This window comes from Paeniglutamicibacter sp. (assembly GCF_046714615.1).
GTDB lineage: Bacteria > Actinomycetota > Actinomycetes > Actinomycetales > Micrococcaceae > Paeniglutamicibacter.
Window position 1 is genome coordinate 33,038 of record NZ_JBKKAP010000017.1, and the last position, 17,776, is coordinate 50,813.

A 17,776-nucleotide genomic window follows, 5' to 3' on the forward strand; every position below is an offset into this window, starting at 1 on the left:
TGGCACCGAACCGGTCTTTTCCCAAGCGAAGGAAACACCCATGAATGACGACCTGACTCCCGTGATTGTTGCCGGGGCACGCACGCCCTTTGGAAAGTTCCGCGGGGCACTCTCCTCGCTGTCCGCCGTCGATCTGGGCGCCCATGCCATCACCGCTGCCCTGGAACGCAGCGGGGTTCCGGCAGCCCACATCAACCACGTCATCATGGGCCAGGTCATCTTGGCCGGAACCGGCCAAGGCCCCGCGCGCCAGGCAGCACTGAAGGCGGGCATTGGCTGGGACGTGCCCACCGTGACCATCAACAAATTGTGCCTGTCAGGGCTGACGGCCGTGATCGATGCTGCTCGGATGATCCGTGCCGGAGAAGCCGAATTCATTGTTGCAGCGGGTCAGGAATCCATGACCAATGCTCCGCATCTGGTGCGCGGGATCCGCACCGGGCTGGCCATGGGAGACAAACCAATGGAGGACTCGCTGAACCATGATGGCCTTGCTGACCCGTTCACCGGGGAGCTCATGGGTTCGGCCACCGAGGCAGGCAATGCCAAGCTGGGGATCAAGCGATCCGACCAGGATGCCCTTGCGGCCAGATCGCACCGGCGGGCGGAGGCTGCCCGTGGGCAGCTTGACGCCGAGATCGCTCCGATCACCGTAACGCAGCGCCGCGGCGCGGACGTGGTGGTTTCCGGCGACGAGGGCGTGCGCCCGGGTACCACCGAAGAACAGCTGTCCGCCTTGCGCCCCGCATACTCCAAGGATCCGGCGGCAACGATCACCGCCGGCTCATCCTCACAGCTCTCGGACGGGGCCGCCGCCGTGGTGGTTGCCTCCAAGGGCGCAGCCCGCCGTGCGGGACTGGGATGGCTGTGCGAAATCGGCGCCCATGGGCAGACCGCCGGCCCCGATGGCCAGCTGCATTCCCAGCCCAGCACCTCGATCCTCGCCGCCTTGGCCAAGGAGGGATTGAACGTCGCGGACCTGGACCTGATTGAGATCAACGAGGCCTTCGCCTCGGTGGTGCTGCAATCGGCCAAGGATCTCGGCGTGGATCCCGCCAAGATCAATCTGGAGGGCGGGGCCATTGCGTTGGGACACCCGGTGGGTGCTTCCGGTGCACGGTTGGTCCTGCACCAGGCGATGGAACTGGCCCGGAGAGGTTCCGGCACCGGGGTGGTCTCCCTCTGTGGCGGCGGCGGCCAAGGCGACGCCCTGATCCTTCGGGCCTGATTTCACACGTGGTTACCCGCCGGTATTCAGCCGGCGCAAAGGTTGGTTCCCTAGAGTAGTAATCACCTCATGGAGGTGCGAGTGATGAGAGCACCGGTCGGGCACAAGGTAAATTCCCCCCAGCCTTCCGACCGGTGCTCAACCATTTAACACCGGCATTCCGCAAGGCTGGACGTCCCGTATGACCCGCCCTCGACAAGTCCGGCACTTCGGACCAAACTGAAGGTATCGGACGCCGCGACTACGGGGCGACACGTTCCACGAATCAAGGAGTAAGCGAGATGAGTGAACAACCAATCGGCGACGAAGAAGAAACTGCCGCAGAACCAGAAGCCGCCAAGCCAGAACATGTGGCCAGCGAGCACGACGAGGCACTCGTGGAGGAATGGGAAGACGAATCCTTCCCGGCCTCGGATCCACCCTCAAACTACTGACTCACGGCTGACTATCAACTAATCCTCAGCAACCACCTAGATTGTCGAAATAGGCTGAAGCTACCTTCTCAAGGTGCGAGTGATCAGAAGAACCGGTCGCGGCGGAGTTTCACCTCCTTAGCCGTCACGACCGGTTCTTCGCTGTTAACCGCCACCCACTTGGGTCGGGCTTGTTCGCCGATCCCGCCCGTCCGCAATGCGCGAATACCCGGGTCGCATTCCGACGCAATACCTGGCCACCCAGCGCGCCTTGTCCGATACTGTGGACGTTTCGAACAACTTAGGACAAGAATGGACACCGGGAGCGGAATCCGCTTCCGGGAAGATCCATCCACAATCTCCAGGAGCACACCACCACCATGGCCGAAGATCTCCGGTACGCCCCCGTCCCCGAAACCCACGCACCCTATGTGGCCGCCGCGGACCGCTACGAATCCACCGGCTACCGTCGGGTCGGAAACTCCGGCCTTGTCCTCCCCCCGATTTCCCTGGGCCTGTGGTGGAACTTTGGCGACAACCGCCCCTTTGACACCCAGCGCGAGGTTCTGCGCCACGCCTTCGACAAAGGCATCACGCACTTCGACCTGGCCAACAATTACGGCCCGCCCTACGGCTCGGCCGAGGAGAACTTCGGCCGCATGATGCGCACCGACTTCAAGGCCTACCGCAACGAGCTGATCATCTCCTCGAAGGCCGGGTGGGACATGTGGCCGGGCCCGTACGGCAACCTGGGCTCGCGAAAGTACATCATGGCCTCCGCCGACGAGTCACTGGCCCGCTTGGGCCTTGACTACGTGGACATCTTCTACTCGCACCGCCCGGACCCGGACACCCCCATCGAGGAAACCATCGGCGCGCTGGACACCTTGGTCCGCCAGGGCAAGGCGCTCTACGTCGGCATTTCTTCCTATTCCCCCGAATGCACCGCGCAGGCGGCCGCCGTGGCCAAGGACATGGGCACCCCGCTGGTGATCCACCAGCCGTCCTACTCGATGCTCAACCGCTGGGTGGAGGACGGCCTACTCGACACTTTGGTCGAACACGCCATGGGTTCCATCGCCTTCTCCCCGCTGGCCCAGGGGCTGCTAACCGGCAAGTACCTCAAGGACGATGCGGCGGCACCGTCGGGCGGACGCAACTCCCTGGCCAGGCACCTGACCGAGGAAAACCTGGCCAAGGCCCGCGACCTGGCCAAGGTCGCCGAGACGCGCGGCCAGTCGCTGGCCCAGCTGGCGATCGCCTGGCTGTTGCGCGAGGGCGGCGTAACCTCGGTCCTGCTCGGCGCCTCCTCGACCGCGCAGCTCGATGAAAACCTTGGCGCGCTGGGCAACACCGCCTTCAGCGCCGAGGAACTGGAATTGATCGACAGGATCGCCGCCGGGGATGCCGACATCGACCGCGGGCGCAAGGCGGCCACCAGCTAAATCATCGGGGCAACCCGATGCAAAACCCTGCGGGATTCGAATTTCGCAGGGTTTTGCTCAGTTAACGACGAATACCGAAGCGAGCAGGTTCACTGACGGCGGATATGGCTGCCGCGGTCGCGTGACGGGCTTCACAAATCGTCGTTTTCGCGACATGATGGATAGGTACGTGGCGCGCAACGAAGATCCCCGCCGCCCAGTGACTACCAGAAGGAGCATGGCTGTGACCGCCAACGCCCAGACGTCGACCGCCACCGGATACCGGGTCCTCAACCCGGCCACCGGTGCCGTGGTCGAGGAATTCCCCACCGCCACCGACGCCGAGATCCAGGACGCCATCGCCGCGGCCGAATCCGGCTACCAGGAGTGGAAGAACGTCGACATCAATGAACGCGCCAAGATCGTGTCACGCGTGGGCGAGCTCTTCGCCGAACGCGCCGACGAGCTGGCAGCGATCATCACACAGGAAATGGGCAAGCCCCTTTCCGAGTCCAAGGGCGAGGCCGAGTTCTGCAAGGACATCTTCGAGTACTTCGCCACCGAGGGCCCGAAGCTGGCCGCGGACACGGAGATCAAGACCATTGGCGGCGGCAAGGCCATCATCCAGCGCCTCCCCGTCGGCCCGCTGCTGGGCATCATGCCGTGGAACTACCCGTACTACCAGGTGGCCCGCTTCGCGGCCCCCAACCTGATGCTGGGCAACACCATCGTGCTCAAGCACGCCGAGACCTGCCCGCGCTCGGCCCTGGCCATCCAGCAGATCATGAATGACGCGGGGGTCCCGGCCGGCGCGTACAACAACGTCTTCGCCTCCCACGAGCAGATCTCCGCGATCATCGAGGATCCGCGCATCCAGGGCGTCTCGCTGACCGGTTCCGAGCGTGCCGGCGCCATCATCGGCGAGCAGGCCGGACGCAACCTGAAGAAGGCCGTGCTGGAGCTGGGCGGTTCGGACCCGTACGTCATCCTCGACTCGGCGGACATCGCCGGGGACGCCGCCACCGCGTGGACCACCCGCATGGAAAACACCGGCCAGGCCTGCAACTCCAACAAGCGCATGATCGTCATGGAGGACATCTTCGATGACTTCGTGGGCGAACTGACCAAACTGGCCGACGGTCTGGCCCCGGGCGATCCGGCCGCCGAGCTCGAGGGCACCTTTGCCCCGCTGTCCACCCGTGGTGCCGCCGAGGCCCTGGCCGCACAGGTCCAGGACGCCATCGACAAGGGCGCGACGCTTCATGCAGGCGGCACGCTGCACGATGGCCCGGGCGCCTACCTGGCCCCGACCGTGCTTTCGGGAATCACCAAGGAGATGCGCGCCTACTACGAGGAGCTGTTCGGCCCGGTGGCGGTTGTCTACAAGGTCGCATCCGACGAGGAAGCGCTGACGCTGGCCAACGACACCCAGTACGGCTTGGGCGGCGCGGTGTTCTCCACCGACCCGGCCCGCGCGGCCAAGATCGCCGCTGGCCTGAACTCGGGCATGGCCAACGTGAATACGCCCGCGGCCGAGGGTGCTGAAATGCCCTTCGGCGGCGTGAAGCGTTCGGGCTTCGGCCGCGAACTGGGACCGCTGGGCATGGAGGAATTCGTCAACAAGCGCCTGTTCTACGTGGCCGGCTGATTCCAGGCAGTGGCTTAATCGCCTTGGCCGCGGTTCGCCCCATCCTCTGCGATGGAGGTGAACCGCGGCCAAGGCCGTTAACGTCGAGGCGATGCGTCGATGGGCCCGCCCCGGCGAATGGTCAGCGCCCCGTGTACTCGAAGTGCCAGGCCTCGGCGTAGGGCGAACCCTCTTCGAGGATCTTGCGGTGCACCCAGTTGTACTTCTTGGAGTTGGCCTTCAGCCACTTGTAGTACTTGCCCCGGAACGAATAGCCGTAGGTCTCGGGCACGTCGATGGCCGTTCCCCAGCCGTGGTTGGATGTTCCCGGGCGTGCTGCCACATACGGGCCCAGCTCCTCCCAGTACTCGTCCTGGGTGGCACGGGTCCGGTAGGCCAGGTCGATGTCGAGGTTGTGGCCGAACTTCTTCTTGAATGCGGCGTTGAGCCGGTTCAGGTCCTTGAGCGCGGGGGCCGCAATGAGGGTCTTTTCCTTGTCCCAGGCGATCGCCACCAGCATCCGTTCCGGGATCTTGCCGTTCTTCTGTGCCCGTACCTGCTTCGCCGAATACTTTCCCGGCGCGGTGGGGGCCGTCGAAGTGCGGGCCAGCTGGCTGGTTTTCATCCAACCGCTCATGCCCTGCGTCCGTACGAAGATCCAGCCCTTGACCGACCCGGCTGTCTTTTCCATCTTGCCATCCCGGTACACCACGGAATTCCGGGGGATGTCCCCGATACGTTTCTTCCCGTTCACGCTTTCATACAGGTCTCCGCCGGAAACCTTCGTCCAGTACCGGTCGGTGAGCCCGGCACGGTTGGAGGTGTACTTTTGGTCGATGTAGATTTCCCGGCCGGGCTTCTTGGCGACGATCGAAAGGTATTTTCCCTGGATCCATCCGGTCTTGCTGCGACTGGTGATTCGGGCATATCCGCCGGAGATCTCCTTGACCGTGTAGATGCCGCTCTTGGGCACAGTGGCCAGGGCCTTTGAGGTGGTGTTTGGCTTTTGCCGCAACGTCGGCCGGGCCGTGGTCTTGCCAAGCTCCCCGGCCCTGATGGCCTTGGCCACCTTGCGCAGGTAGGTGCTGGAGGCCCAGCCGGTCTTTCCGGCGTAGCGCACCTGGCTCCAGCCGGACTTGGTGGCGCTCACGCTCAGCCGGGTACCCTTGGGCATGGTCGCCAGCTTCTTGCCCGAGGCGGAGGGTGTGGAACGCAGGTTCAGATTTGCGGTGGTTTGCACGGTCCTGGCGGTGCCAGCGCGAACCGCGTCTGGTGGCTGCAGGACGTTTGCGGCAAGATCGGCCGATGCGGCCAGGCTCTGCAGCACCGCCGGCGGGGACGCTTGCGCCGGCACCGGGCCCAGCCCTGCAAGAACCAATGCCGTTCCCAGGAGCAGTGCCGTTCCTGCCCGATTGACCGGCGGTGAACCGTCTCTATTGGATCTATGTTGCATTGTTCCCCCGACCACTAAGTTTTCGTTTCATCTCGGTTGCATGGCCCTCGACGCCCACTAGTACATTATTAGACTAACCTTTTTGCTAAGAGGTTATTTCGGGTAACCGCCCTGTGCCGGCAGTGCATAGAGTGGACCTGTTGACAATTGCGAGGAGTCACTGGATGTCAGCGAAGCTAAGTTTCAAGAGAAGGTCACGCCAGGATCCGCCCGCGACGCCGCCAGCCGCGGGTTCCGCCGTTGCACACCCGGCGCACACCGTATCTGGAATGTGGATCGATCCGTTGGGGCGCATCGCCACGCGCTCGGTCCAATTGCTGGTGGTTCTGATCCTGGCCTCGGCGGTCGTCTTCAGCCTCCTGAAGTTGAGCGTCATTGCCCTGCCGATCCTGATTGCGTTGATCCTTTCCTGCGCACTGTGGCCACTTGTCCGGCTCCTGCGCAATGTCATGTCCCCCCTGTTGGCGGCCTGGACGGTGTTCCTGGGTTCGCTACTTGTGCTCGGCGGCATCGGAACCGCTCTGGTGTATTCGGTGCTTGCCGAATGGCAAACCTTGGTGGACAAGGGCGTTGAAGGCTTCAACAAGCTCCAGGGGATGCTGAACCAGTTGCCTTGGAACATCTCCGAGGAACAGATCGACGACGCCGTCCACCAAGTCACAGGCTTCTTGACGAGCTCCCAATTTGGCGCCGGAGCCCTGAGCGGGCTCTCCGCCGCCGGCAATTTCTTCACCGGCCTAGCGCTGTTGTTGGTGATCTTGTTCTTCTTCCTGAAGGACGGAGACAAGATCTGGGGCTTCTTCCTCTCCTGGATGCCGGACCACCAGATGCACCGTTGGCTGTCCACCGGTGCGCGCACCGTGGAGACCCTGGGCGGCTACATGCGCGGCACGGCCACCGTGGCAGCAGTGGACGCCATCGGCATCACCGTCGCCCTGCTCGTCCTGCGGGTTCCTCTGGCCATCCCGCTGGGCGTGGTGGTCTTCATGAGCTCCTTCATCCCGTTGGTGGGCGCCACCTTTGCCGGAATCCTGGCCACCTTGATCGCCTTGGTGACCAACGGCCCCGTGGTTGCCCTGATTGTCCTGGGTGCGGTGATCGTGGTGAACCAGCTTGAGGGGAACTTCCTGCAGCCCGTGGTCATGGCCCATGCGTTGAACCTGCACGCCCTGGTGATCTTGCTGTCGCTCGCCGCCGGCACGGTGCTGGGCGGCCTGGTGGGCGCAGTGCTGGCAGTGCCCCTGACCGCCGTTGCCTGGGCGATCGTGAAGATCTGGTCCGACCGGGATTTGCCGGGGCTTGACCCGGGTGCCGCTTCGGAGAAAAAGGAAGCGCCGGAGGAAGTCACACCGGAACAGGTCTTGGCTCATGCAGAAGCCACTGCGGCGGCCGAGGCACAGGATGCCGACGCGGTGCGCGAGGCAGGCTCCCAGTCCCCGCTGCAACGTCCAACGAATTCCTAGAAACTGCCCCTGAAAATAGGCCGTGGAACCAACCTCCTTGATTGGTTCCACGGCCTATTTTCATGCGATCTCGACGATGCACATTGGGCTTGGCCTACCGTAGGTACCTGGAGCTAACCCACCCGGTTTTCCCTGAATAGCTGGTCTGCGTCCAGCTGCCGCGGGTTGCCTTGACCGTGAGCTTCTTGCCCTTTGGAATCACCAGCAGCGACCGTGTCGACGTGCTGGTTCCGGCACGCAGATTAAGCCGGTCGGTTGTTGTCTTCGTCTTGGCCGGTGCCTTGTACAAGGAAAGCTGCTTCGCAGGAACCCAGCCGGTCTTGCCGGCATACTTCACCCGCAGCCACGAACCACTCTTCGCATCGACCGACACATTCTTTTTGACCGGAATGCTCACCACCGCGGCAGACTTCGCATCCACCGCCTTTCGCGCAACAACCTTCGCCTTGGTTGTGTACGTCGTCTTCTTCACCGACTGGATCACCGGAGCCTTCGGCTTTGCCGGAGCCTTGTACACGACCAACTGGTTCGACGGAACCCAGCCAGTCTTGCCCGCGTAATTTACCCTCAGCCACGAACCGCTCTTCGCATCCACCGACACATTCTTCTTTGCAGGGATGCTCACCGCCGCGGCGGACTTCGCATCCACCGCCTTTCGCGCAACAACCTTCGCCTTGGTTGTGTACGTCGTCTTCTTCACCGACTGGATCACCGGAGCCTTCGGCTTTGCCGGCTGTTTCGGCGGCGTTGCCACGGGCTTGAGGACGCGCAAGTAGGTGTTGCTGACCCAACCGGTGGCGTTCCCCGCCTTCACCTGGCTCCAGGTTCCCTGACGCTGGAGCTCAATGACATCGGTGCCGCTACCCAGGACCTTGACGATCTTGGTGTTGGTGCCGGCCCCGCTGCGCAAGTTCAGGTTCGCGGTGGTCTCATGCGTTGGCTTGGTCGGCGTGGGCTTCGCTACGGGTGGTTTTGCCGCCTGGGGCGCTACAGAACCGATCTTCTTCATGTCCGTCGTACTGATCCACCCGGAATATTTTCCGGCCTGGACCTGGGACCAGGTGCCTCGGACCTGGCGCACGGCAACCTTTGAGCCCCGCTTGATCGATTGGGTTTCCTTGTAGGTGGTACCGGCTCCCGAACGCAGCTTGAGATCGCGAAGGGCCTCGTGGGTTGCGGGAAGCTTCGCCTGGTCGATCGTGGCGGTCTTGCGCGCCAGTCCCGCCGATACCCAGCCTTCGGTTCCCTTGTACTTCACCCGCAGCCAGCCGGCGGAGCTCTCATAGGCCTCAAAGGTGGCTCCCGCGGGAATCGTCAGAAGCTTCGCATACCAGGTGGCTGCGCCGGAGCGCATGTTCAGGCCATTAGGGTTCCTGTATTTGGCGAAGGGCACCCGTACGCCATTGGTGACTGTTCCCGTGGAAGTCACGGACCATTCGGGCGCTGCCGCCAACTTGTTGGGCGTGACGGCAAAACGATTCATCCAGCCGGTGCGTGAGCCGTGCTTGACCTTGACGAAGGACCCGTTTAGAAGTCCGTTGATGGCACCCGGCTGGCTGCTGACCTTGGCATTGCGGCCCGGCCTGTCAATGACCGTCGAAGTGGCCGAGGGCGAGGCAAATATTTCCGCCTTGCCGCGCGCATAATACGTGCACATCTTCAGCTACTCGGAATAACTGGCGGTGGCGTAAGAACTCAGGTCGAGCCCGCGGGACTTGAGGAACGACGCAGGATTGCGCACGTTCCCGTCATTGGAGTAGAAACGGTCCTTCCAGATTTCCAGATGCAGGTGCGGACCGGTGGAGGGCCCGGAGGAACCCACCAAGGCAATCAACTGCCCGGACTTTACCTCTTGGCCCTCCCTGACCAAGACGTCATTTGGCCACATGTGCATGTAGGCCGATTCATAGGTTGCCCCGTCGATCCGGTGGGTGACCACTACTTGGCCCGAGGTCGAATTGGTGCCATTGACGATCTTGCGCACGGTCCCTGCGGCCACCGCATAGATCGGGGCGTTGTTTCTCGCGCCCATATCCTGGCCCAAGTGGTGGGTGGATCCTCCCACCACCGGCATGCAACGCGGCCCCATCGGAGAGGTCATCCGGTAGGTTTTCGAATCCAGCGGCAACGAGAACTGGCCGGCGCGGACCTTGCTGGAGGTTTCGGCATCCACGCGTATCTGGGAGGTGGCGGGCAGAGCGGTAAAAACCAATCCTGCGACCAACACCCCCGAGAAAAGGGCGCGGAGGGATTTTGGCATGGCCATGGTCAGTGGACTCCCTCTAAAGGTTTGTGGCCCCGGAAGGAATCCACAATTGTTGCGTGTGCGAGGGAGCATCACAAAGCCCTGCCCCCAAACTCATACCTTATGCAATAAGTACACCAAATGGCAGGAAAAGTCGGGGACGAGTTCGCCTGTGTCAGCCCAAATGCGAGCTGTGGACCCAACCTTCAAGATTTCCGGCGCGAACCTTGGTCCACTGTCCGCGGCTGGCCAGGATCTCGAGCTTCTCGCCGGCCCCCAGCTGCGCCAGCGCGCGGTAGTTGGCGGAGGAACCCCGGTACAGCGTGGTCTCTGTGTTGGTTACCGGAGCCTTGGAGACCAGGTAGCGCAATTGCAGCTGGCTCGCCGGGACCCAGCCGGTTTCCTGCTCCAGCATGATCCTGCGCCATGGCCCCAGTTTCCCGTTGACCTTGACCAAGGTCCCGGCCTGCATGATGCGCAGGACAGGGAAGTGGTCGCCTGCGTCCTTGCGGACATTCAGGCGCACCGTGGTGGTGAACTCGGTCGGGGCCATCACCTGTATGCCGGTGGCAGGGCGACTCACGTTGATCCGGGCCAGATAAGCGCTGGGAACCCAGCCGACGTCCTTGCCCGTGGAGACCTTTGCCCAGGTGCCCAGCTCGTCCACCTTGCGGATCTGGATGTTTGCCGCCAGCACGCGCAACACCGGATAGTTGGTGCCCGAGCCCTTGCGCAGGTTCAGGTCCGCGGTGCTGCGGTGGGTGGGGATGAAGTCTTCATCGGGCACTTCCGGTGCGCTTGGTGCTCCGCCGACTGGGGCTGCATTCTCCGGCAGCTGGCTGGCCACCGGGCGCACCGGAACCTGCGGCAGACGCCGGGGTGCCTCGATTCGTTCAAGGCATTGGGCTGGGAGCCAACCAAAGGTCTGGCCGTGCTGCACGCTTGCCCACAGCCCGCTGACCCGCAGCAGGTACACCGGGGTGCTTTGGGGAATCAGGTATTGGACTGAGTAATGCCTGCCTGCACCCTTGCGCAGCTTGAGTTCTGCAGTGGTCCGGTGCGTGGGTCCCGCGGCTTGAACCGGGGCCGGCATCGGCGCGGTGCGTGCGAAGTCGAACTTCTTCATGCGGCCCTCCCCCACCGGGACGCGCCCGCACCGGGGTTGGTCAAAGCCAGGCGTGCACGGACGTGAAACACGTTTTGATGACCTCACTGAACAAGTGGTTGACCGGGGACTGGCATGCGTGGCGCAACGTCTTGCACGGCGTCACGATTCGCCCGGACCGTTCACGAAAAACCACGTATCGGGGCGCGGCACCTGGACATGCCTTACCCCATGTTATTGCACGTACGACCAAGGCCCCCAGTCGCGTACCGGGGGCCTTGGTCACATCATCGTCCCGGGTGACCCCGCGACCGCCGTTTCTAGCGGGCAGCCAGTTCGCCGTCCAGGCGAAGCAGGCCGTTGCCGTCGTTGTTAATCATCTTCACGCGGTCAAGGATTTCACCGACGGTGGCTTCCTCTTCGACCTGCTCCTCGATGAACCACGTCAGCAGCGGCACCGAGTCGATGTCGCCCTCGTTGTGGGCCAGGCGGTAGAGGTCGCGAATCGATTCGGAGACCTTCTTCTCGTGGTCCAGGGAGGCCTGGAAGGCTCCGGCCACCGTGGTCACCTCCAGTTCAGGGGCCCCCATGGCGCCGATCGCGGGGTGTGCCCCGCGGTTGGTCATGTGGGTGATGAACTTTTCCGCGTGATCCAGTTCCTCGGCGGACTGGGCACGGAACCAGGCAGCGACGCCGGGCAGGCTCAGTACATCCATTTCGATGGCCAGCTGGCGGTACACAGTCGAGGCCTGGAGTTCCAGGGTGATTTGGTCGTTGAATGCGTCTGCAAGCTTTCCGGTAAGTTCCATGGCACCCACGCTACGCACTCCTTTGGGCCTTGTCACCGAAGTATGGCCGTACTTACCTTGAGGTAAATATGGCATGCTTTGGGTCCCGGGGAGGTGCTACCAAGGTGATGCTCACCTTGGTTCGGACTCCCGGGCCAGGCCCAGGTCAAGACGAAACGATGCGTTCCCCGGCGTGGATCTTGGCAACCGCCCGGTTGGCGTCGCGCAGCCCAAGCAACACGCCGCCCAGCATTATGGCCACGCCCGCCATCGTGGCTGCGGGGTGGACAAAGGCCGGAAGCGTCACCAGCACGGAGACGATGCCGCTGGCGGCCATGAGCGCCGCGGCAAGCCAGCAGCCCATCGTGCCCTTGGCCGCCGCCGCGTGGTGCCCCAGGAGCCAGCACGCATCGCAGTGCATCAGGGCAGCGGTGCGGATCCCGATCCAGGCATTGCGCTTGATCTGCCCGGTGGCCGCGGCCCTCATCATCCAGGCCATTGCGGCCATGAGCAGCACCATGAATGTCGTCGTGATCAATTCGGTCAGTGTTTCGCCGTCCATGGTGCGCTTCTCTCCTTGCGGTTCGCGTCCAGCACGCCGGTGCAGGCCCGCGCGGTATCGCTGACAACGGTACGCCACTACCGGGAGGCACGACGTTCATGGCCTGGCGACCGGTATCCAGTGGCGGCCACGTATCGGGGCCGCCACCGCGTCGTTGGTGCGTTCGACCGGTGCTAGCCGCTCAGTCCGGCTCGGCGCAGGGCCTCGGCCATGGCCGTGTTTCCGCCGGAAGGTTTGGGGCTCCCTTGCTGCCCGCTCTTGTTGCCGCGCGGGGCGCCATGGGTCTCTCGCGGGACGCGCGGTTCCGGTCCCCGGGGGCCGCGTGGTGCTCGGTCGTTCCGGTCGGCCTTGGCACCCGGCTCGTCATCCAGGCGCAGGGTCAGGGAAATGCGCTTGCGCGCCGGGTCCACCTCGAGGACCTTGACCTTGACGACCTGACCCGAGGTGACGACCTCGCGCGGATCGGAAATGAATTTGTTGCTCATGGCCGAGACATGGACCAGCCCGTCCTGGTGGACGCCCACGTCAACGAATGCTCCGAAGGCTGCAACGTTGGAAACGGTGCCCTCCAGGATCATGCCCACCTCCAGGTCGGAAATCTTTTCCACGCCCTCCTTGAGGTTCGCGGTCTTGAAGTCGGGGCGCGGGTCGCGGGCAGGGCGCACCAGCTCGGCGATGACATCCTTGACGGTGGGCAGGCCGAATTGCTCGGTGACGAAGTCCTCCGCATTCAGCGAGGCCACAGACTGGTTCTTCGCGGTGGCCGCGGCCAACAGGGTCTCGGCCAGCCCGTAGGCCTCGGGGTGCACGGCGGAGGCATCGAGCGGCTGCTTGCCACCGGTGATGCGCAGGAATCCGGCGCACTGCTCGAAGGCCTTGGCGCCCAGGCGCGGGACCTTCAGCAGGGACCTACGGGTACTGAAGGGACCGTTGGCGTTGCGGTGCTCGACGATGTTCCGGCTGAGCAATGAACCAACGCCCGCCACCCTTGCCAGCAGTGCCGGGGATGCGGTGTTCACATCGACGCCAACGGCGTTCACGCAGTCCTCAACCACCGCATCAAGCGAGCGGTCGAGCTTGGCGGGGGTCAGGTCGTGCTGGTACTGGCCCACGCCGATGGACTTCGGCTCGATCTTCACCAATTCGGCCAGGGGGTCCTGCAGACGGCGGGCAATGGACACCGCACCGCGGATGGAGACATCCAGCTCCGGAAGCTCGGCGCTGGCCAGGGCGGAGGCCGAATAGACCGAGGCCCCGGCCTCGGAGACGATGACCTTGGCCGGCTTGTTGGTCAGCTTGGCGATGACCTCGCCGGCCAGCTTGTCGGTTTCCCGGCTTGCGGTCCCGTTGCCCACGGCAATCAGTTCCGTGCCGTGCTTGGCTGCCAGCGCCACCAGGGTCGCCACGGAGGCATCCCACTTGTTGGCCGGGGCGTGCGGGTAGATGGTGGCGATGTCCACGACCTTGCCGGTGGCATCCACGACGGCGACTTTCACCCCGGTGCGCAGCCCGGGGTCAAGTCCCAGCACCGCCCGGTTCCCGGCCGGGGCAGCGAGCAGCACGTCGCGCAGGTTGGCGGCGAAGACCTTGACGCTTGCTTCCTCCGCGGCTTCAAAGAGCCGTGTGCGCAGATCCGCCTCGAGCCGGGCCAGCAGGCGTCCGCGCCAGGCCAGGCGCACGGTTTGGGCCAGCCACTTGCCGGCCGGGGCATCGGCCCCTGCCCTGATGCCCAGCGAACGGGCAACGGCGGCCTCGTAGCCGGCGCGTGCCGCGGTGAGCGCCTCGTCGTCGCGCGGGTCGGCCTCGGCAAGCTCGAGGTTCAGCGCACCCTCGCGCTCGCCGCGCAACAGCGCGAGGATCCGGTGCGAGGGCTGGGAGGCGACGGGCTGGACGAAGTCCTCGTAGTCGGAGAACTTTGCGGCGTCCGCGGCCGGCGCGCCGGGGGCGATTTTGGAGGCGATCTTGCCGCCGGTCCACAGCCGTTCACGCAGTTCGGAGACCAGCACCGCATCCTGCGAGGCGCGTTCGGTGAGGATGGCCCGGGCACCTGCCAGCGCATCGGCGGCGGCGTTGACTTCATGTTCGGGGTTCAGGAACGTGGCCGCCAGCGCATCGGGGTCCTGGGCGGGGTTGCTGACCAGCGAGTCTGCCAGCGGCTCGAGCCCTGCCTCGCGGGCGATCTGGGCGCGGGTGCGGCGCTTGGACTTGTACGGCAGGTACAGGTCCTCGAGCTCTGCCTTGGTGCCCGCAGCCATGATGGCGTCCCGCAACGCGTCGGTGAGTTTGCCAGCCTCCTCGATCGTCTTCAGGATCGCTTCCCGGCGGTCCTCCAATTCACGAAGGTAGCGCAGCCGCTCCTCGAGCAGGCGCAGCTGGGTGTCATCCAGGGTCCCGGTGGCTTCCTTGCGGTATCGGGCAATGAAGGGGACGGTGGATCCGGCGTCGAGCAACTCGACGGCGGCCTTCACCTGCCAGTCGGCAACCGAAGCACCCCCGGAAGCTAGCTCGGCGGCAATGGTCTGGATTATTCGCATCTGGCTCACCCACACTAGTTTGCCGCATCCGCACCCCTGCCCGCTGGCAGGGAGAGAGCGGGTCCGGAGTGTGTCGCCCGTCTGCCCGCCCGCGGATTCGGCATTGCAGCTGTCGACGTCGGGCGAGTTGCATTGGACGGCCTTCCCAGCCTTCTCCCACCCGGGAACAACATAGGATGGAACCCATGACATTTTCACGTTCCAAAAGTGCACTGCTGGTTTCCGGCGCCGTCTTGCTGCTGTCGGTAACCGGTTGCGCAACCATTGCCGACACCGCTTCTTCCGCCGCTTCGTCCGCCGCCACGCAACTGGCCGACGGCGCCAAGAAGGAACTCATCAAGCAGGTGTGTGCCCCCATCAAGGACGGCACCATCAACGCCGCCGACCTCAAGGTCGTTTCCTCCATGATCGATGCCGTCCGCGAGGGCGGCCTCCCCCAGGAGATCGTCAGCGCGCTGGATGATGTGGCGGCCTCCGGCGACAAGGTCCCGGCCGATGTACAGGCCCGACTCGTGACCGCTTGCGACAATGCTCTGGCCTAGGTAACCAACTGCCATGAGAGGAAAACGTCGCCTCCGCAGTGCCGCCCCTGTGCTCGTTCTTTGTGCAGCGGTCGCCGCCGGCTCATGGCTGTTGATGCCCGAGGCCGACCGTGGCCTCGAGGAACCAACCGGTGCATCGCGTGTACCTGTCAAACAAGCAAGTGCGACCGTCCAGCATGTGGTTGACGGCGACACCGTCTACCTCATGCTGGACGGAAAACGAACCAAGGTCCGGCTGCTCAATGTCGATGCACCCGAAATTGCGCACCCTGACCAACGCGGGGAATGTTTTGGCCAGGAGGCGGCCGATTTCCTGGCCAAGAAGCTGCCCGAGGGTTCGAAGGTCGAGCTCGATTTCGATTCCGAACGCCTGGACCAATATGGGCGCACTCTTGCCGCGCTGAGCCGCAAGGGTGAATTCATCAACGAAACACTTGTCGCATCCGGGCACGCCACGGCGATGAAGGTCGAGCCGAACATGAAGTTTTACAAGCAGCTGCGCGCCGCGCAAACGCAGGCGGAGCGAAGCAAGAAGGGAATGTTTGATCCCGCCAACGGATGCACGTAGTAGCACTTGATCGCCATCTGTGCGCGTGTCCGATTCCACCTTTGCATGTTGTCTGCGGGACGTTGTCTTTCAAGGTTCCCCTCGGCCGTCCCCCCGGTTACTTGGCGCGCACAGCCGAGGTCTGCCCACGTCCAGCGCAACATAACCGGTCCCGTTGCGCTGCAGTGGCTAGACTGGCGAGGTGAAGCAGGAATCCAAGGCCGTCAGAATCGATGCCTGGCTATGGTCGATTCGAATCTACAAGACCCGCTCGGCGGCGACCACGGCGTGCCGGGCCGGCCATGTACGCCTGAACGACAAGCCGGCCAAGGCAGCACAAATTGTCGTTCCAGGGGACACCATCAGGGTCAGGCAGTCCGGCTTCGACCGGATCCTCGAAGTGACAGCCGTCATATCCAAGCGGGTTGGCGCCGACATCGCAGCCCGCTGCTATCTCGACCACACCCCGATCCGCCCCAAAGAAGTCATCCCGCAGGTTCCCGTCAGGGACAGGGGCGCAGGCCGTCCGACGAAAAAGGACCGGCGTGAGATGGAACGGCTTCGGGACCAATTCCAATAGTCCGAGGGCTACGATGGCTATTGGTAGCCGGATGCGCCGCGAGGTGCCCTACGCATCCGCATTCACTAATGAGGAGAAGCATGGCTCGGAACAAAAGCTGGAACGAACTATCGGTCGTTGCTCGGTGGCGAATCGCCATTTTGGGACTTGCCCAGCTGGCTCTCCAATTTGTTGCCCTGCGCGATCTGATCAAGCGTCCCGCAACCGAGGTCAACGGTCCGAAGAGCGCCTGGGCCGCCGCTTCGTTCATCAATTTCCTTGGGCCGCTCGCGTACCTTGCGTTTGGCCGCTCGCAGAAGAAGTAGTCCCCCGCCCGGTCCGATCCGAGCACCTGCCAGGGCCCGTCCGTACCTCGTCATGCGAAGCTGTCAGCGACCCACGGCCTTAGCACCGACCCAGCCCAATAATTTCGACCATGCGGATTTGGTATTGCCTTGCATCTACTTTGCTGTCCAGCTCGGTAGCACTCGAGTTAACCCAAGGCGTGGCTTTGGAGCCCCTTGCCGGATCCCGCCGCAACCCGGAATTTGACTGTGATATTTCCGTTTACCGCTCAGGGCAAATTCGCTCCAATTTTGGCAAGACAGCGGACGCATGCAATTGGACAGCGCTTTGCCTGACAATATCGCCCGAAGTCCGTTGGGTGGCGCAATCCAGGGGAAAGCCGCAAACATGTGCCCAATAGCGGCTAAGGCATAGGCGATGACGATGGTGCGCAACCAATCTGGCCGGAAACGACTCGATGTCGTTTCGAGCGCCACCTGGGACTTTCAGGTGTCATCGGTTGGGCGCCTATTATGCCTTTGATGATCAACTTTTGAGTTGATTTGATTCGTACTCGCCGTACTCACTGAACCGATATTTTTGAAGATGGAATGTATTAAGGGCAGGTCGGTCCCGTCAAATCATTGACGGGACCGACCTGCCCTTAGTTACTCGGCTATTACAGCCATTCGGTCTTGCGACGTGCCACCATGATGCCACCGGCGATCAGCAGCAGGAGTGCAATTCCTCCGGTCACCAGGATTCCACTCGCACCAGTATCGGCAAGGCCGTTGTCTGGCTTGGCACCAGCTGGTGTTGAGCTTCCATCAGCATCAGTCCCGGCATCAGCGTCTGTCGCCGCAGGCGCAGTCGACGTGAACGCAACCTCAGCTGTCGACCCGTCAACGTCCTGGGTGGCAACCACCGCGTGGTCGCCGGCCGGAACATCGGTGAACGTCACGGTCCAGTTGCCGTCAACATCAACGACCGCGGTCTGCGGA

The 17,776-nt window shown here is 63.5% G+C and carries 16 protein-coding genes and 1 pseudogene; 9 read left to right on the plus strand and 8 right to left on the minus strand.

Annotation, left to right across the window (positions count from 1 at the left end):
• Positions 1-40 precede the first annotated feature (40 nt).
• The 4 genes from ACLQ7E_RS02225 (at position 41) to ACLQ7E_RS02240 (ending at position 4,713) form a co-directional block, all read left to right on the plus strand.
• On the plus strand, positions 41-1,228 hold the full coding sequence (locus ACLQ7E_RS02225; RefSeq protein ID WP_411730918.1) for an acetyl-CoA C-acetyltransferase: 1,188 nt from the start codon (positions 41-43) through the stop codon (positions 1,226-1,228).
• Between the two features lie 281 nt (positions 1,229-1,509).
• Positions 1,510-1,662: a hypothetical protein gene (locus tag ACLQ7E_RS02230; protein ID WP_411730920.1), complete on the plus strand. Its 153-nt coding sequence runs from the start codon at positions 1,510-1,512 to the stop codon at positions 1,660-1,662.
• A gap of 359 nt (positions 1,663-2,021) precedes the next feature.
• Entirely contained in the window at positions 2,022-3,086 is a 1,065-nt protein-coding gene (locus ACLQ7E_RS02235; protein WP_411730921.1) for an aldo/keto reductase, read from the plus strand.
• A gap of 223 nt (positions 3,087-3,309) precedes the next feature.
• A complete protein-coding gene (locus ACLQ7E_RS02240) occupies positions 3,310-4,713 on the plus strand; it encodes an NAD-dependent succinate-semialdehyde dehydrogenase (protein ID WP_411730923.1) in 1,404 nt (467 codons plus the stop codon).
• Between the two features lie 121 nt (positions 4,714-4,834).
• Here ACLQ7E_RS02240 and ACLQ7E_RS02245 read toward each other — a convergent pair whose 3' ends face one another.
• On the minus strand, positions 4,835-6,070 hold the full coding sequence (locus ACLQ7E_RS02245) for an SH3 domain-containing protein (RefSeq protein ID WP_411730924.1): 1,236 nt from the start codon (positions 6,068-6,070) through the stop codon (positions 4,835-4,837).
• Positions 6,071-6,414: 344 nt separating this feature from the next.
• On the opposite strand from ACLQ7E_RS02245, the gene ACLQ7E_RS02250 reads away from it, so the two are divergent.
• On the plus strand, positions 6,415-7,608 hold the full coding sequence (locus tag ACLQ7E_RS02250; RefSeq protein WP_411730925.1) for an AI-2E family transporter: 1,194 nt from the start codon (positions 6,415-6,417) through the stop codon (positions 7,606-7,608).
• Between the two features lie 94 nt (positions 7,609-7,702).
• Here the strand turns inward: ACLQ7E_RS02250 and ACLQ7E_RS02255 are convergent, their stop codons facing one another.
• The 6 genes from ACLQ7E_RS02255 to ACLQ7E_RS02280 all read right to left on the minus strand — a co-directional run bounded on the left by ACLQ7E_RS02255 (position 7,703) and on the right by ACLQ7E_RS02280 (position 14,842).
• Positions 7,703-9,265 carry an SH3 domain-containing protein gene (locus tag ACLQ7E_RS02255; RefSeq protein WP_411730926.1) on the minus strand — a complete coding sequence of 521 codons (1,563 nt, stop codon included), beginning with the start codon at positions 9,263-9,265 and terminating at the stop codon, positions 7,703-7,705.
• A 6-nt stretch (positions 9,266-9,271) separates the two neighbouring features.
• A complete protein-coding gene (locus ACLQ7E_RS02260; protein WP_411730927.1) occupies positions 9,272-9,874 on the minus strand; it encodes a M23 family metallopeptidase in 603 nt (200 codons plus the stop codon).
• Positions 9,875-10,028: 154 nt separating this feature from the next.
• Positions 10,029-10,979, minus strand: a complete 951-nt coding sequence (locus ACLQ7E_RS02265) for an SH3 domain-containing protein (RefSeq protein ID WP_411730928.1) — start codon at positions 10,977-10,979, stop codon at positions 10,029-10,031.
• A 299-nt stretch (positions 10,980-11,278) separates the two neighbouring features.
• Entirely contained in the window at positions 11,279-11,767 is a 489-nt protein-coding gene (locus tag ACLQ7E_RS02270) for a ferritin (protein ID WP_411730935.1), read from the minus strand.
• A gap of 145 nt (positions 11,768-11,912) precedes the next feature.
• Positions 11,913-12,308, minus strand: a complete 396-nt coding sequence (locus tag ACLQ7E_RS02275) for an SdpI family protein (RefSeq protein WP_411730929.1) — start codon at positions 12,306-12,308, stop codon at positions 11,913-11,915.
• A gap of 173 nt (positions 12,309-12,481) precedes the next feature.
• Positions 12,482-14,842: a Tex family protein gene (locus ACLQ7E_RS02280; protein WP_411730930.1), complete on the minus strand. Its 2,361-nt coding sequence runs from the start codon at positions 14,840-14,842 to the stop codon at positions 12,482-12,484.
• 185 nt (positions 14,843-15,027) lie between these two features.
• Between ACLQ7E_RS02280 and ACLQ7E_RS02285 the strand changes: the two genes are divergently transcribed.
• From ACLQ7E_RS02285 to ACLQ7E_RS02300, 4 genes are all read left to right on the plus strand, one after another.
• Complete coding sequence (locus tag ACLQ7E_RS02285) at positions 15,028-15,384, plus strand: hypothetical protein (protein ID WP_411730931.1); 357 nt, start codon at positions 15,028-15,030, stop codon at positions 15,382-15,384.
• 13 nt (positions 15,385-15,397) lie between these two features.
• Entirely contained in the window at positions 15,398-15,952 is a 555-nt protein-coding gene (locus ACLQ7E_RS02290; RefSeq protein ID WP_411730932.1) for a thermonuclease family protein, read from the plus strand.
• A 181-nt stretch (positions 15,953-16,133) separates the two neighbouring features.
• Complete coding sequence (locus ACLQ7E_RS02295) at positions 16,134-16,511, plus strand: RNA-binding S4 domain-containing protein (protein ID WP_411730933.1); 378 nt, start codon at positions 16,134-16,136, stop codon at positions 16,509-16,511.
• 80 nt (positions 16,512-16,591) lie between these two features.
• Entirely contained in the window at positions 16,592-16,816 is a 225-nt protein-coding gene (locus ACLQ7E_RS02300) for a PLD nuclease N-terminal domain-containing protein (RefSeq protein WP_411730934.1), read from the plus strand.
• A gap of 638 nt (positions 16,817-17,454) precedes the next feature.
• Here the strand turns inward: ACLQ7E_RS02300 and ACLQ7E_RS02305 are convergent.
• Positions 17,455-17,776, minus strand: a pseudogene (locus ACLQ7E_RS02305) (hypothetical protein); the annotation flags it as partial.

Excerpts from the sequence above, each read along its gene's own strand:
- ACLQ7E_RS02225 (WP_411730918.1), top strand. The coding sequence starts at position 41 with ATGAATGACGACCTGACTCCCGTGATTGTTGCCGGGGCACGCACGCCC.
- ACLQ7E_RS02230 (WP_411730920.1), top strand. The coding sequence starts at position 1,510 with ATGAGTGAACAACCAATCGGCGACGAAGAAGAAACTGCCGCAGAACCA.
- ACLQ7E_RS02235 (WP_411730921.1), top strand. The coding sequence starts at position 2,022 with ATGGCCGAAGATCTCCGGTACGCCCCCGTCCCCGAAACCCACGCACCC.
- ACLQ7E_RS02250 (WP_411730925.1), top strand. The coding sequence starts at position 6,415 with ATGTGGATCGATCCGTTGGGGCGCATCGCCACGCGCTCGGTCCAATTG.
- ACLQ7E_RS02255 (WP_411730926.1), bottom strand. The coding sequence starts at position 9,265 with ATGTGCACGTATTATGCGCGCGGCAAGGCGGAAATATTTGCCTCGCCC.
- ACLQ7E_RS02260 (WP_411730927.1), bottom strand. The coding sequence starts at position 9,874 with ATGGCCATGCCAAAATCCCTCCGCGCCCTTTTCTCGGGGGTGTTGGTC.
- ACLQ7E_RS02265 (WP_411730928.1), bottom strand. The coding sequence starts at position 10,979 with ATGAAGAAGTTCGACTTCGCACGCACCGCGCCGATGCCGGCCCCGGTT.
- ACLQ7E_RS02270 (WP_411730935.1), bottom strand. The coding sequence starts at position 11,767 with ATGGAACTTACCGGAAAGCTTGCAGACGCATTCAACGACCAAATCACC.
- ACLQ7E_RS02275 (WP_411730929.1), bottom strand. The coding sequence starts at position 12,308 with ATGGACGGCGAAACACTGACCGAATTGATCACGACGACATTCATGGTG.
- ACLQ7E_RS02280 (WP_411730930.1), bottom strand. The coding sequence starts at position 14,842 with ATGCGAATAATCCAGACCATTGCCGCCGAGCTAGCTTCCGGGGGTGCT.
- ACLQ7E_RS02285 (WP_411730931.1), top strand. The coding sequence starts at position 15,028 with ATGACATTTTCACGTTCCAAAAGTGCACTGCTGGTTTCCGGCGCCGTC.
- ACLQ7E_RS02290 (WP_411730932.1), top strand. The coding sequence starts at position 15,398 with ATGAGAGGAAAACGTCGCCTCCGCAGTGCCGCCCCTGTGCTCGTTCTT.
- ACLQ7E_RS02300 (WP_411730934.1), top strand. The coding sequence starts at position 16,592 with ATGGCTCGGAACAAAAGCTGGAACGAACTATCGGTCGTTGCTCGGTGG.